General features: G+C 56.6%; 9 protein-coding genes and 2 pseudogenes. 6 read left to right on the plus strand and 5 right to left on the minus strand.

The annotated features are described in order from the left end of the window. Nucleotides 1–13: 13 nt before the first annotated feature. Nucleotides 14–1,555: an alkaline phosphatase gene (locus DJ564_RS05110; protein ID WP_109627927.1), complete on the plus strand. Its 1,542-nt coding sequence runs from the start codon at nt 14–16 to the stop codon at nt 1,553–1,555. A gap of 170 nt (nt 1,556–1,725) precedes the next feature. Here DJ564_RS05110 and DJ564_RS05115 read toward each other — a convergent pair whose 3' ends face one another. From DJ564_RS05115 to DJ564_RS05125, 3 genes are all read right to left on the minus strand, one after another. Then, on the minus strand, nt 1,726–2,091 hold the full coding sequence (locus DJ564_RS05115) for an endonuclease domain-containing protein (protein ID WP_109627928.1): 366 nt from the start codon (nt 2,089–2,091) through the stop codon (nt 1,726–1,728). 235 nt (nt 2,092–2,326) lie between these two features. Beyond that, nucleotides 2,327–4,855 (minus strand): sulfite reductase flavoprotein subunit alpha, encoded by a 2,529-nt coding sequence (locus DJ564_RS05120; RefSeq protein ID WP_109627929.1) that lies wholly within the window; start codon nt 4,853–4,855, stop codon nt 2,327–2,329. A gap of 302 nt (nt 4,856–5,157) precedes the next feature. After that, nucleotides 5,158–7,473 (minus strand): TonB-dependent siderophore receptor, encoded by a 2,316-nt coding sequence (locus DJ564_RS05125; protein ID WP_109627930.1) that lies wholly within the window; start codon nt 7,471–7,473, stop codon nt 5,158–5,160. A gap of 206 nt (nt 7,474–7,679) precedes the next feature. Between DJ564_RS05125 and DJ564_RS05130 the strand changes: the two genes are divergently transcribed. The 3 genes and pseudogenes from DJ564_RS05130 to DJ564_RS32750 all read left to right on the plus strand — a co-directional run. Continuing rightward, nucleotides 7,680–8,360 (plus strand): Fe2+-dependent dioxygenase, encoded by a 681-nt coding sequence (locus DJ564_RS05130; protein WP_109627931.1) that lies wholly within the window; start codon nt 7,680–7,682, stop codon nt 8,358–8,360. Continuing rightward, nucleotides 8,357–9,112, plus strand: a complete 756-nt coding sequence (locus tag DJ564_RS05135; protein ID WP_109627932.1) for a tetratricopeptide repeat protein — start codon at nt 8,357–8,359, stop codon at nt 9,110–9,112. Before DJ564_RS05130 ends, DJ564_RS05135 begins: the two co-directional genes overlap by 4 nt. A 346-nt stretch (nt 9,113–9,458) precedes the next feature. Continuing rightward, nucleotides 9,459–10,598, plus strand: a pseudogene (locus DJ564_RS32750) (alpha-xenorhabdolysin family binary toxin subunit A); the annotation flags it as partial. On the opposite strand, the pseudogene DJ564_RS32755 reads toward DJ564_RS32750, so the two are convergent. After that, nucleotides 10,527–10,685: pseudogene (locus DJ564_RS32755) on the minus strand (hypothetical protein); the annotation flags it as partial. The pseudogenes DJ564_RS32750 and DJ564_RS32755 overlap by 72 nt on opposite strands. A 294-nt stretch (nt 10,686–10,979) precedes the next feature. Here DJ564_RS32755 and DJ564_RS32760 point away from each other — a divergent pair. Together DJ564_RS32760 and DJ564_RS05145 are read left to right on the plus strand one after the other, a co-directional pair. Continuing rightward, nucleotides 10,980–11,672 carry an alpha-xenorhabdolysin family binary toxin subunit B gene (locus DJ564_RS32760; protein ID WP_371922075.1) on the plus strand — a complete coding sequence of 231 codons (693 nt, stop codon included), beginning with the start codon at nt 10,980–10,982 and terminating at the stop codon, nt 11,670–11,672. A gap of 45 nt (nt 11,673–11,717) precedes the next feature. Next, nucleotides 11,718–12,596, plus strand: a complete 879-nt coding sequence (locus DJ564_RS05145) for a hypothetical protein (protein WP_109627934.1) — start codon at nt 11,718–11,720, stop codon at nt 12,594–12,596. Between the two features lie 44 nt (nt 12,597–12,640). On the opposite strand, the gene DJ564_RS05150 is transcribed toward DJ564_RS05145, so the two are convergent. Next, a complete protein-coding gene (locus tag DJ564_RS05150) occupies nt 12,641–13,804 on the minus strand; it encodes a type III PLP-dependent enzyme (protein ID WP_033058084.1) in 1,164 nt (387 codons plus the stop codon). Between the last annotated feature and the right edge of the window lie 413 nt (nt 13,805–14,217).

Here is a 14,217-nt window from a genome sequence, read left to right on the forward strand (position 1 = left end):
CAGGGAGAACACCATGAGCGAATTCGACCTCGGCCGCCGTCGTGTCATGCAAGCCGTCGGCGCCGGGCTTTTGCTTCCGGGCCTGGCGCCGGCCGTCATCGCTTCGGTCAAGGACCGTCCGCAACTCACCGATGGTGTGCAGTCCGGCGATCTGCAGGGCGACCGGGCGATGATCTGGAGTCGCAGCGACCGGCCGGTGCGGATGGTGGTGGAATGGGACACCCGCAGCCTGTTCGGCAACCCTCGTCGATTTGTCTCGCCATTGGCTGATGCGCGTACTGACTTCACCGCGCGGGTCGAACTCACCGGCCTGCCCGTCGATCAGGCGATTTTCTACCGCGTTTATTTCGAAGACGCCCAAAGCGGCGTCGCCAGCGAACCCTGGTTCGGCCACTTGCGCAGCGTGCCGCAAACCCGGCGCGACCTTCGTTTCGTCTGGAGCGGCGACACCGTCGGCCAGGGCTTCGGCATCAACCCGGACATCGGCGGTATGCGCATCTACGAAGCCATGCGTTTGCGCCTGCCCGACTTCTTTATCCACAGCGGCGACACCATCTACGCCGACGGCCCGGTGCCGGCGCAACTGACCACCGAAAGCGGCCGGGTGTGGCGCAATATCACCAGCGAAGCCAAGAGCAAAGTCGCCGAGACACTGGACGATTATCGCGGCAACTACCGCTACAACCTGATGGACGAAAACGTCCGCCGCTTCAACGCCGAGGTCCCGCAGATCTGGCAATGGGACGACCACGAAGTGGTGAACAACTGGTCGCCGGGCAAGCAGTTGGATGAGCGCTACACGAGCAAAGATATCCACAGCCTGGTGAGCCGTGCCCGGCAGGCGTGGCTCGAATATGCGCCCATGCGTTTGCAGAGGGCGGACGGCGGCGGGCGGATTTATCGCCAGCTCGGCTATGGGCCGATGCTGGATGTGTTTGTGCTGGACATGCGCAGCTATCGCGAAGCCAATGACGACAACCTCGGCGCTGCCAAACCCTTTCTCGGTCGTGAGCAACTCGAATGGCTGAAGGCTTCGTTGAAAGCCTCCACTGCCCAATGGAAAGTCATCGCCGCCGACATGCCGATCGGCCTCGGCGTTCCCGACGGTGAAGTCAGCCCCGGTGTGGCGCGCTGGGAGGCGGTGGCCAATGGTGATCCCGGACCGGCCCAGGGACGTGAACTGGAAATCGCCGAGCTACTGGGCTTTTTGCGGGCGCAGCAGGTGCGCAATTTTGTTTTCCTGACGGCGGATGTGCATTACTGCGCGGCCCATCATTACCACCCGGATCGTGCTGCGTTCCAGGACTTTGAACCGTTCTGGGAATTTGTGGCCGGGCCGTTGAATGCTGGTAGCTTCGGGCCCAATCCGCTGGACAAGACGTTCGGGCCCGAAGTGGTTTTCGAGAAGGCACCGCCGGCGCAGAACACCTCACCGTTTGCCGGGTTTCAGTTTTTTGGCGAGGTGAATATCGATGGGCAGACGGGGGAGATGAGTGTGTTGTTGCGGGATCTGGATGGGGTGGCGGTGTTTGAGCAGAAGCTGCAGCCTGTCTGATAGATCCACCCCTCACCCCAGAGGGGAGAGGGGGAAAGGGAGCAGATATTCATCGTATCCAAACCTGAGTTCGACTCGATTTTTCAGGTCGATGTAACTCTAAGAACAACTCGGTCAGTCCCCTCTCCCTCCGGGAGAGGGTTAGGGTGAGGGTGGATTTAAGATCAGAATCACGACGTTCGATTCACAGCAATCCTTATGATTTGTTCAAGCACTTCACTCATCCGCTCAATTACTTCCAGATTGCTAAACCGCACAATCTCAATACCTTGCTGCTGAAGGTAAAGCGTTCGACGCTGGTCATGTATTTTTGCCGCCGTCTCGTAATGCTGACCACCATCCAGTTCGATGGCCAACTTCAGTTCCACGCAATAAAAATCCAGGATGTATGGCGGGCATGGAAACTGCCGACGGAATTTCAGATTGGCGATTTGCCGAGAACGAAGTTTTTGCCAGAGCAGCAGTTCGCAGTCGGTTTGGTGGGTGCGCAGGTGGCGGGCGAATTGGCGTTGGTTGAGGGTGGGGCGGGTGGGCATGCTTCACGTCCGTGTGAAGGGGGATGGAGGTTTAACTGTAGTCTGGATTTTGCGGATGATTTGAAATCGACCCCCTCATCCCAGCCCTCTCCCCAGAGGGGAGAGGGGGAAAGGGAGCAGATATTCATCGTTCTCGATGCTTGAGTTCGACTCGATTTTTCAGGTCGATGTATGACGTGAGACCCCTCGGTCAGCCCCCTCTCCCTCTGGGAGAGGGCCAGGGTGAGGGGCTCTTTCAGTAGACGTCGCGGCGGTAGCGACCCTGCTCGATCAGGCGGTCGACTTCTTCAATGCCAAGCACTTCGTTGAGCACGTGATCCACACCTGAAGCCATCCCTTGCAAGCTGCCGCAAATGTAAATCACGGCACCGTCGGCCAGCCATTGCTTCAGTAGATCAGCCGACTCGCGCAGTCGATCCTGCACATAAATCTTCTCGGCCTGATCCCGCGAGAACGCCAGGTCCAGTCGCTCCAGGTCGCCTGACGTCAGCCACTCTTCAAGCTCATCGCGACACAGGTAGTCGAATTCCCGATTACGCTCGCCAAACAGCAGCCAATGCCGTTGCTGCCCATCGGTAATGCGCGCCTTGAGCAAACTGCGCAGCCCGGCCAGCCCGGTGCCGTTACCCAGCAGGATCATCGGTACCGGCTCGGTCGGCAGGTGGAAACTACTGTTGCGCCGCACCCGCAGGCTGATGGTGCCACCCACCGGCGCGTGTTCGGTCAGCCAGCCGGAGCCGATGCCGAGGCTGCCGTCGGCGTGCAGCTCCTGACGCACGATCAGCTCCAGCATGCCGTCGGCGGCGATCGAGGCGATGGAGTATTCGCGCATGGCCAACGGCACCAGAGCGTCGACCAGCGCTTGCGCGTGCAGGCCGACCAGATGCGCTCTGTTCTCGGGCAGTTGGCGACTGGCGAGGGCGTGCTCCAGCGGTTGCGACAGGCCATCGAAGGTCACCATCGCCCGGCCTTCAATGCCCAGGCCATCAAGGAAATGCTCGATCGCCCACGGGCAATTGCGTGGCAACACTTCCACCAGATCCCCGGCCAGCCAGCTGCTGGTCGTCGGGGCGGTGAGGCCCAGCAAGTACACCGACGAGCCACTGCTGTCCGGGTTCATCAACTCGCGGCGGGTCAGGGTCCAGTTGTCGAAGTTCGGTGCTTGCCAGGTGTCGACCGGCGCTTGCCCGGTCAACAGGCCGAGTTGCTGCTGCCAGTGGCGCAAGGCGTAAGGGTCGCCGCTGTCGACTTCCACCGGGGCGAACAAGGTCGTGCCGCCATGCTCGCCGAGCCAAGTGTGCAAGCGTCGGGCGAAGCCACAGAAGTGTTGATACTGGCGATCACCGAGACCCAGGACTGCGTAGTTCAGGCTTTCCAGGTTCGACGCATGGCCCAGCACCTTGCGTTCGAAACCCCGGGCGCTGTCCGGTGCTTCGCCATCGCCGAAGGTGCTGACCACGAAGAGCGCGTTGCTGGATTCGCGCAAATCCTGTTCGCTGACATTCGCCAGCGGCTGAACCTTCACCGGCAGGCCGGCCGCCTGCAATTGCCCGGCGGTCTGCCACGCCAACTGCTCGGCAAACCCGCTTTGGCTGGCGAAACCGATCAACCAGGCGGGGGCATTGTTGCCCGTTTGCGCGAAGTCTTTGCGGGCGTCCCTGATCTGCTTTTTCTTGCGCCGACGATCGAGATACAGCAACCAGCCAGTGACGAAAAACAGCGGCATGGTCAACGCGGTGATCGTCAGGATGATCCGCCCGACGATGCCGAAGTAGCTGCCGACGTGCAGCGCGTAGAGGCTGGTCAGCAGCTGCGCCTTGAGGCTCTTGTCGCTGTAACGGTCATGCCGTTTGACGAGGCCGGTGGCCGGATCGAGGGTGATCTGGTTCAGCGCCCGATCATGGGGCGAGGTGTTCAACAGGTAGAAAACAGTCGCCGGTTGCCCGGCCACTGGTGGCATGCGGATGTTGTAGGCGCTGAGTGCCGGACCTGCGGCGCTGTAAATGCTGCTCCACATGGCGGCGTAATCCGCGGTCGGCGCCGGGCCGCTCGGTGCAGGGCCACGACCACCGCGAACGCGCTCGTTTTGCGGTGAGTCGGAAAGCAGTCGGGTCAGGCCCTTGTTGTACCACTCATAGGACCAGGACAACCCGGTCAGCGCTGACAGGAGGTAAAACACCAGGCACCAGGTGCCGGCCACGGAGTGCAGGTCCCAGTTGAAGCTGCGGCCCTTTTTCTTCCAGTCGAGGGTCAGCCAGGCGCGCCAGTTTTTCCATTGGCGCGGCCACCGCAGGTACAGGCCGGACAGGCAGAAAAACACCAGGATCAGCGTGCAGGCCCCGGTGATCTGCCGACCGGTATCGCCCATGGCGAGGAAGCGGTGCAGTCGCAGCATCAGGCCGAAGAAATCCTGGCCGGTGGCCTCACCCATGAACTCGGCGGTGTACGGATCGAAGTAGCGCATCTCGCCCCGGCGTTCACCCGGTGGCGGCGTGAAGCTCACCCGCGCGGCGTTGCCGCTGTCGGTATCGACCCAGAGCATCGCGACTTTCTTGCCGGAGGCACCCTCGATTTTTTCCACCAGTTCGGCAGGCGGCAAGACGCCGGCAACCTGCTTCTCGACCTGCAGCACGGAAGGATTGAGCACGCTGAGGATTTCATCCTCAAACGAGACCATCGCCCCGGTGATGCCCATCAGGGCCAGGACCAGCCCGGCACTGATGCCGAAAAACCAGTGCAACTGGAACAGGGTTTTCTTCAACACGTCGCTCGCCTTGTTCGTTCGAAATAATCATCACGGCGCGCATTATGCCGTGGGTTGCTGAGAAACATTCTTTTTACGCACAAAAGCCCCGTTCATATGGATGAACGGGGCCTGACCTTGTTGGCCACTCCATGTGTGAGCGAGCCAGTGTGGCGAGGGGGCTTGCCCCCGTTGGGTCGCGAAGCGGCCCCAATATTTGAGCCCGGGCCATATTTGACACACCGCGCGTTCAGGTTATGGGACTGCTGCGCAGTCCAACGGGGGCAAGCCCCTTCGCCACAAAGGCTCGCTCCCGTATTTGATCAGAAGTGGAAGTTGGTGCTCAGCAATGCCGTGCGCCCCGCCGCCTGGTTGGCGAAGTGGGTCGAGAAGGCTTTGTCGTAGTAGGTTTCGTCGGTCAAATTCTGCACGTTCAATTGCAGGTCGACGTTTTTGCTCAACTTGTACGCCGCCATTGCGTCGTAACGAACGTAGGAATCGACCATGGTGGTGTTGGCCACGCTGCCGAATACGTCGTCGACATAGAACGCACCACCACCGATGGTCAGCTTCGGCGTGACCTGATAGGTCGTCCACAGGCTGGCACTGTTTTTCGGGGTGTTCGGCAGTTCGTTGCCATCGTTGGCTGCGCCGAGTGGGCCGCCATCGACTTGCTCGCTGTCCATGTAGGCATAACCGGCGAAGACTTGCCATTTCTCGGTGATCTTGCCGCTGGCCGACAGTTCGATACCTTGAACCCGGGTTTTGCCGGCGTTTTCATAGGACGTGGTATCAACCTGAACGCGGGCGTTTTCTTTCTCGGTGCGGAAGATATCGGCGGTCAGCGACAGACGATCGTTGAGCAAGTCCCACTTGGTGCCAATTTCGTAGTTCTTGGTGGTTTCCGGCTCCATGTCGCTGCTCAACAGATTGCCGCTGCGATCCGGAGTGCCGCCCAACGGGTTGCCTTCCTGGCCATCGCCCAGGGTATTGCCTGGCGGAGTGGCGGAGGTGGCGTAGGACGCATAGATGCTGCCGTTTTCCGCCGGCTTGTAAACCACGCCGAACTGGCCGGTCACGAATTCGCTGACGTCATCGCCCTTGGACGTGGTCACGCTGGAGGCGTTGTAGGTTTTGTACTTCGTATCGAAATGGTCGTAACGCAGGCCCATGTTCACCAGCCATTGCTCGGACAATTCCAGGGTGTCGAACACGTACAGCGCGTAGGTGTCGGCCTGGGTGTCGGTGCCGGCGTAGTTACGCGAGATGGCACCGTTCCACGGATCGTTCGGGTTCGGGTTGGCCAGCGAGGTGCAGTTGTAGCCGCTTGGCGCGCCGATCAATGCCGGGGAGCAGTTGGTGGTCGAAGCCGCCGTTCTCGGGGTGGTGTCGACGTTGACGTTGTACGAGGATTTCTGGCTCTCCTCGCGGCTCAACTCGATGCCGGTGGCGAAGCTGTTCTTGAAGCCGGCGATGTAGACGTCACCAAACAGGTCGGTCTGGTTGGTGGTGGTCTCGGTGTTGCTGACACGGGTGTTGGCCCGGCGCCAGACGCTGCCGTTATTGACGTTGCCCTTGCTGTCGTCCGGCTGGGTCAGGATGTAATCCTGCATGCTGCTGCCGTGGCGCAAGGTGTTCTTGACGGTCAGCGCATCGCTCAAGTCATGCTCGATGGCGAAGGTTGCCGTGTCGGTGCGGCCCTTGCGGAAATCGCGATCCAGCCCGTAGAAGTTGCTGTGATCGCCGCCGGCGAACGGCTTGTCCGGGTTGGACTTGGTGCGCGCGGCCGAGCCGGCGACAGGGATGGTGTACGGAATGCCCGAGTCTGGCGTGTCGTTGCTTTCGAGATGGTAGTAATCGAGGTTGACCCGGGTGTCGGTGCCCAGGCCGAACGCCAGCGACGGTGCGATGCCCCAGCGGTCGTAATCGACGCTGTCACGGCCGGCGACGTTGCTTTCGTGGCTCATCAGGTTGAGTCGGCCGGCAGCGGAGTCGGTGAACTGGTAGTTACCGTCCAGGGTGTAACGCTGGGTCTGGTCCGAGCCCCAGGTAAAACCACCGTCAAACGAGTCGCCCAAGTGCGCCTTTTTGCTCACCAGGTTAATGCTGCCGCCCGCAGCGCCACGGCCGCCAATGGCCGAGTTCGGGCCTTTGCTGACTTCGATCGACTCGACGGCGAAGATCTCGCGGCTCTGCGAACCGGTGTCGCGCACGCCGTCCAGGTACGTATCGCCCTGAGCGTCGAAACCACGAATGAACGGACGATCGCCTTGAGGGTTGCCACCTTCACCGGCACCGAAAGTGATGCCCGGAACGGTGCGCAGTGCGTCCTGCATATTCAGGGCGCCGGTGTCCTTCAGCACCTGCTGCGGGATGACGGTGACCGAACGCGGCGTGTCCACCAGCGGAGCGGTGTACTTGGGAGAGGAGGCTTTTTCGACGTTGTAGGCCGTCGCATCCTGGGCTTCGCCAGTGATGGCGGTAGCGCCCAGGGAAATCGCGTTACTCGGCGCTTTTTCCTCGGTCTTTTCAGCCGCGAAAACCATGTGGCCAGCAGAGCCGGCAGTGATCGCCACGCCAATTGCAGACGCGAGCAAACGCGGTGAACTGACCGGTAATTGTGAGTGTTGGCGTGACATGTGAATTCCCCTCCCCAAGGATTTGAGGCCGCGGAATATAGGGTAGACGCGTATTTGTATCAATTGCGAAACGTTACTATTCGCGAGGAATTTACATTCTTTACAATTTAACCTTACGGTTTTTGCTGATTCGTTCGTCGTGGGGGTTTTACACAGTCAATAAGAATCAATACCATTAGCGCCTCTTTACCCTCAGGTGTCCTCCCATGCTGCTGCACATTCCCGGCGTGTTCGCGAAAGAAGAAGTGCAGCGCATCCGCGAGGCTCTGGAACAGGCGGATTGGGCCGACGGCAAAATCACCGCCGGCTACCAGTCGGCCAAAGCCAAGCACAATCTGCAGTTGCCCGAAGGTCATCCGCTGGCCAAGGAAGTGGGCGCGGCGATGCTTGAGCGGCTGTGGAAAAATCCGCTGTTCATGTCCGCGGCGTTACCGCACAAAGTCTTTCCACCGTTGCTGAACTGTTACACGGCGGGCGGCAGTTTCGACTTCCATATTGATAACGCCGTGCGCCAGCCCAAAGGCGGTATCGAGCGGGTTCGCACCGATCTGTCGGCGACGCTGTTCTTCAGCGAGCCGGAGGACTACGACGGTGGCGAACTGGAAATCCAGGACACCTTCGGCACTCAGCGCGTGAAGCTGCCGGCCGGGGACATGGTTCTGTATCCCGGCACCAGCCTGCACAAGGTCAACGCCGTCACTCGCGGCAGCCGTTACGCGTCGTTCTTCTGGACCCAAAGCCTGGTGCGCGAAGACAGTCAGCGTGCGTTGCTGTTCGAGATGGACGGGGCGATCCAGCAACTGACTCAGGACATGCCTGATCATCCTTCGCTGATTCGTCTCACGGGCACTTATCACAACCTGCTGCGTCGCTGGGTTGAGGTATGAGCTATCAATTACGCCGCGAGGAAATCCTCGACGGTGATGCGCTCAAAGCCATGCTCGACGAAAGCCCCGCCCGGGCTGCCCAGGCGATTCTGATCGCCGCCGGCGAAAACATCCTCGATGCTCAGGCCTTGCTCGGGCAGATTCTGCTGGACGGGCAGGGCATCGGGCAGGACCAGCCGCTGGCAGTGCGCTGGTTCGAGATCGCCGCCCGGCGCGGGCATCTGATGGCGCGCAACATGCTCGGTCGTTGTCATGAACATGGCTGGGGGTGTGCGGCGCAGGCTTCGGTTGCCGCGCAGCATTATCGAGTCGCGGCAGAAGCCGGGCTGGATTGGGCGATGTACAACTACGCCAATCTGCTGGCGACCGGGCGTGGCGTGACAGTGAATCAGCTGCAAGCCTTGAATCTGTATCGACAGGCGGCCGAACTGGGCCATGCAAAGTCCATGAACCTGCTGGGACGTTATTTGGAAGACGGCAAGGTGTGCCTCGCCGATCCACTCGCGGCACGGCAGTGGTATCAACGCTCTGCCGAAGGCGGGGACTTTCGGGGGCAGTTCAGTTACGCGGCGGTGCTGGCCGATGAGGGGCGAGTCGATGAAGCGCTTGGCTGGTTGCGCAAGGCACTGGTCGGGGGGAACGCGAACTTCTTGCGGGTGAGTTGTGAGTCATTACAAAGTTCAGATCACCCACAAATCCGCAGGATGGCTGATGCTTATCGGCTACGGCTATCTCAGTTGGTTGCGTTGTAATCTTTTATGCCATTGATTTATCCCACCCACATAACGCTCACTCTGCTAACGCATTAAACCTTGTCAGGTAATGCTATCGCCCCCTGCGACGTTCTGACTGAAAAACGTTACTTCGCCAGGTTGGTTGATGGTGTTGATGTGGCTATTGCGTCAAATATAGGGGGCGGATATCGCAGTGTGGAGTGTATGAGTTGTATTGAATTTTAATATTTAAAGGCTTGTGAGTAGTTGTCGTTGTGCTCTAAGTTTCGTTTGTCGATATCTGTAATTGGGTTGCATGAAGCGACTTATCAGCATTGATGGGAACTTAAATAATACTAACGTCTGGAATGACAAGGAGTCTCTAATGACGTTCAAGATAGATGATAAGGTAATTGAGGCAGCTGTCAAAGCGCCAAAAATATTTGTGGACGCATCGCTTGGTGAGGGTGATGAATATAATCGGGATCCTGGCCTGCAAGTGACCAAGGCTCAGATTATTAGTCTGAGGAAGTACGAGACCCTGGGGCTTTCTCTTCCCGTTCGTCTGCAAGACGTAGTTGCGTACTTGAACTACGGCGCCGGAGAAACAGGCGGCACAGGACTTGCTGCCCAAGATTTTCTGCGCACGTTCACCATGACGTATGATCATGCCAGTCGCTGGTCGCCATTGCGCGAAAAAATAATGCTGACAGGCACCGATCTTAAAGTTTTCGCCGGTAGCATTATCAGAGCGGGTAATGAAATTGTAGAGGTCTATGCACAACACAGAGCATCGAAGTATCTGGAAGAAAACAATATCAATAAACCCGAGGAGTTTTTGAAACTCCCGTTCACGGATCTTCCCGATATTGAGTTGCACCCGGATGATGTAACGGATATCAGATCCTCCCTCAATGACTTGCTTGGAAAAGTTAAGTTTTGTCATGATAAGGCGGAGGTTGTAAGGTCAGAGCTGGATAGTTTTGGTTCTGATATGCGCAAGGTCGTATTGCCGGAAATAAAACTGCGATTGGAATTTGTTAAAAAGAATACCTATCAGAAAGATGTTCAGGACCTGCAAGATGAAATTGACCAGCATTCCCAACAAATCGATGAGCTCAGTAAACAGTACGATCAGCTGGTTCAGGAAGCGATCAAGGCTGCAGCGACTTTAAATGTTGGCGGGTTGATTCTCGGCATCTATCAAGGGGTCAAGGCTGAAAAGATTCGCCGCGAACGAAATCAACTGAAAGAAGCACAGCATGTCGCCAACCAAAAGATGGCTGGCAAAAACCAGACGCTGGCCGCCTTGAACAAAGTGCGTGATGATCTGCAAAACCTCACCGACGTCGCAATTGAAGCTGAAGTTGCCACTCAAAATCTCATGCTGGTATGGAATGCGCTGAGTTTATACATTACGGCGTCCTATGATGAGGTCGGCAAGCTGGATGAAGCGGCTTCTTTGAGACGGTTCAAAAATCAGATCATCAGTATCGTTGAACCGTGGGTGCAAATTCGGGGCAGTTCGGATCAATTGCTTCGAGTGTTCGCAGAGGCGGACGCAGAGTATGAAAATAATCGGTTGGTTTTCAAGAGTAAGATGGCCATGCATTCGTTATTTAATAGTTCGGAAAGCCCTGCTTTCAATATCGCAGACTTACGTAATCATAATGCCGCGTTACAAGCAGTAAATACCACCGCGCAAATGCTTGTGGAGCAATATAAATATTTGCCTGGCACCGTGGGGACTATGAATAATCTGGCGGTCGCTATCAATAAGACAACGTTTGATCTGCGTAACCAGGCCCAGACAAATATCATCGCTTTGGGCCGTGCGAAGAAAGAACTGGAGATCCTACAATCAGATCTTGGAAGTCCAGACGAGTTGGAGGAGATTCGTGAGGATATGGAGAAGCAACTCAATAGTGTGCGCAACACAATATCCACACAAGCGGTGGATCTAAAAAGTGTCCATAGAAGTATTAGCGCCCCCTATGACAGGGCTAATTCGGAAGCGTTGATTGTTGCGTTGCAGCAGGATCGGACACTTGCTGAAGAGCTGAAAAGCAAATCCGAAGAGAAACTGGCTGAACTGAACGAGCAGATAAAGTCCGTGTCCGAAGCAATTGATTTGATCGTGAAGGCCGGAGTTGAAAAAATCGGGGAAGAGGCTCAGTTGTCGCTGGATAATCTGAAAGCATTGGGTTTGGCGCCGCCGCAGGTTCAAATCGCATTGTTGGCCATTGATACGCTTAAAAAGTTGATCTCTGGTATTGGGGAGGCTATTAACTATCTAAACATGCTGGCGGCGTATAACAGGCTCAGGCAGAAAGCTGTCGATCTGAAAGCGCAGGCGCAAATACAAATCAACCATGTCACCCAAATTGATGGGAAGCTTGAATTGTTAAAGACTCTGGACGAGCTGGACGATGGGCGCTGGGGTTTCGTGAGTGAATTTTCGAATCTGGTTGCCGACGTTGAAAAGTTCTCTCGCGAATTCAAACTAGATGAATCGCTGTCCGTTGAAGAACAAGCTGATTCTGCGATTTCCCGGATTTCAGAAGTCATCACGTACTTGAATCCCATTAAGCAGCTATAAAGAGCAGAGGGAGTGGGCGCATGCCTACTCCCTCTAAGAGGGAATATGAATATTCTTGCCTATGAATTCACCGCGGCTCAGCGGCGTGTGTTAGACCGTTACACCCGTTTTCTTGGTTCCTTGCAGCCGACGTTCAATAATATACCGATTGTGTTCGAGCGCCGTAGAAACAGCGGCCATCAACTCGCGGTTTTATCCTCCGATTCGCGCTTGAATAACGCCATGTTTAATGAGCGATATTTGCAAGAGTTCTGGAAGCGTACTGAAGAAACCAAGCGACTATGCAACGGTTATGTTGAAGATCTCGCGATGTTTGTCTGTGAATCTCTTGAGCTGACTAAGCAAACCACCAGGAACGAACCTATGGGTCAGGTGGATTTTAACGCGTATACGTTAACCAGATCCTCGACATGGATGTTGTTTCCACCGAAGAATGTGCAGGATCTGGTTCACGAACTGTACCTTCGCTTTGATAATCTGAAATCTGCTGTGCGACAACTGAAATTCACCAATACCGAGTTGTATCGGGAGTCGTTCGGGCTGAACTCGGTATTCACTGGGGCCATGAACCATAAATCCTGTAACTGCCATTCACAACCGGCTGTGGTGGAGGAGTTGTTTCGTGAGAATGGCACCACACCTGTGTGGGACATCGCTTACTCTTCCAGGGATGCGTTGGTGAGGGCGACCGAATATAAAGCCGATATTGCTGCGTTGTTTAACGGATTCGCTTCTGTGAATTCCCAGATGGGGTTATTTATCGAGGAAATACATCAGCGCATGAATAGCGTAATCAACGAACTGTTGAGTGCAAAGCGAGCCTCCAGACTCGGAGAATTGAATTTCAAGTTGGAAGCGGCTATGGAGGGCGCACATGAGTGCATGGTGATGATGAACCACCTTGAGGGATCGTTGCGCAAATAAAAAAAGGTCCATGTTTCCATGGACCTTTTACTTCATGAGATTGCTTACACGTAAAACGATTTCAGCGGCGGAAAGCCATTGAACTCAACCGCGCTGTAACTGGTGGTATACGCACCGGTGGAAAGCCAGTACAAACGATCACCAATCGCCAGGTTCAGCGGCAAACCGTACTTGTAGTTTTCATACATGATGTCGGCGCTGTCGCAGGTCGGGCCGGCGATGACCACTTCTTCCATTTCGCCTTTCTTCTCGGTCCAGATCGGGAACTTGATGGCTTCGTCCATGGTTTCGATCAGGCCGGAGAATTTGCCCACATCCGTGTACACCCATCGCTCTACAGCGGTACGGGATTTGCGCGCAACCAACACCACTTCGCTGACCAGGATGCCAGCGTTGGCGATCAACGAACGGCCTGGCTCGAGGATGATTTCCGGCAGCTCGTCGCCAAAGTCTTCCTTGAGGAAACGGATGATTTCTTCAGCGTAGGTTTCCAGGCTGTTGGTGCGGGTGATGTAGTTGGCCGGGAAGCCGCCGCCCATGTTGATCAGCTTCAGGTGAATGCCGTCTTCTTCTTTCAGGCGTTCGAAGATCACTTTGACCTTGGCGATCGCCGCGTCCCAGACGCTGATGTCGCGCTGTTGCGAGCCGACGTGGAACGAGATGCCGTAAGGCACCAGGCCCAGGTCGCGGGCGAGGATCAGCAGGTCCATGGCCATGTCGGTCTGGCAGCCAAATTTACGCGACAAAGGCCAGTCAGCGGTGGTCGAGCCTTCGGTGAGGATGCGCACGTAGACTTTCGAACCCGGTGCTGCCTTGGCGATGTTGCGCAGGTCAGCTTCGGAGTCGGTGGCATACAGACGCACGCCCTTCTCGTAGAAGTAGCGAATGTCTTTGGATTTCTTGATGGTGTTGCCGTAGCTGATGCGATCCGGGCCGACGCCCTGGTTCATCACTTTGTCGAGCTCGTAGATCGACGCGATGTCGAAGTTCGAGCCTTTCTCTTTGAGCAGGTCGATGATTTCGACGGCCGGGTTGGCCTTGACCGCGTAGTAGACCTTGGCGAATTCGAAACCGGCGCGCAGGTCGTCATAGGCCTGGCTGATCATCGCGGTATCGATCACCACGAACGGGGTTTCTTGTTTGTCGGCGAAGGCCTTCATTTTGTTGAAGGTATCGCGCGCGAAATAGTCTTCGACGTTGATCGACATGCTGGGAACTCCTACTGGCAAACTGAAATTAACAATGGGTGCAAATGAACGTCCTCCGTATCCCCACTTTGGTTCGCCTACTTCCCAAGGCATGTCGCCGAAAGCAAAAAGGCCACGGGAGGCGGTGCTTCCCTTGGCCTTGCTGTCTCGTCGTCAGTACTTGAGCCGGATGGATCGTTTCCAGCATGGACGTTCGGCGCGAACTTTAGGGCGTGAGGGGCTCGAGATCAACAAAAAATGTCGCGTTTTTGCACGCTTCCGTCGTGCGGTCCCCGACAGCTACTGATGTAACCGACCTGCATGACAGTGTGATGTTCCCCGGATGAGGAATTCTGAAGGGATTTACACATAGCCTTTGTGGCGAGGGAGCTTGCTCCCGCTGGGCTGCGAAGCGGCCCCAAAATCAGCCAATG

Source organism: Pseudomonas sp. 31-12, assembly GCF_003151075.1.
Lineage (GTDB): Bacteria > Pseudomonadota > Gammaproteobacteria > Pseudomonadales > Pseudomonadaceae > Aquipseudomonas.

Coding starts and splice junctions, on each gene's coding strand:
- DJ564_RS05110 (WP_109627927.1), top strand. CDS start 14: ATGAGCGAATTCGACCTCGGCCGCCGTCGTGTCATGCAAGCCGTCGGC.
- DJ564_RS05115 (WP_109627928.1), bottom strand. CDS start 2,091: ATGCCCACCCGCCCCACCCTCAACCAACGCCAATTCGCCCGCCACCTG.
- DJ564_RS05125 (WP_109627930.1), bottom strand. CDS start 7,473: ATGTCACGCCAACACTCACAATTACCGGTCAGTTCACCGCGTTTGCTC.
- DJ564_RS05130 (WP_109627931.1), top strand. CDS start 7,680: ATGCTGCTGCACATTCCCGGCGTGTTCGCGAAAGAAGAAGTGCAGCGC.
- DJ564_RS05135 (WP_109627932.1), top strand. CDS start 8,357: ATGAGCTATCAATTACGCCGCGAGGAAATCCTCGACGGTGATGCGCTC.
- DJ564_RS32760 (WP_371922075.1), top strand. CDS start 10,980: ATGGAGAAGCAACTCAATAGTGTGCGCAACACAATATCCACACAAGCG.
- DJ564_RS05145 (WP_109627934.1), top strand. CDS start 11,718: ATGAATATTCTTGCCTATGAATTCACCGCGGCTCAGCGGCGTGTGTTA.
- DJ564_RS05150 (WP_033058084.1), bottom strand. CDS start 13,804: ATGTCGATCAACGTCGAAGACTATTTCGCGCGCGATACCTTCAACAAA.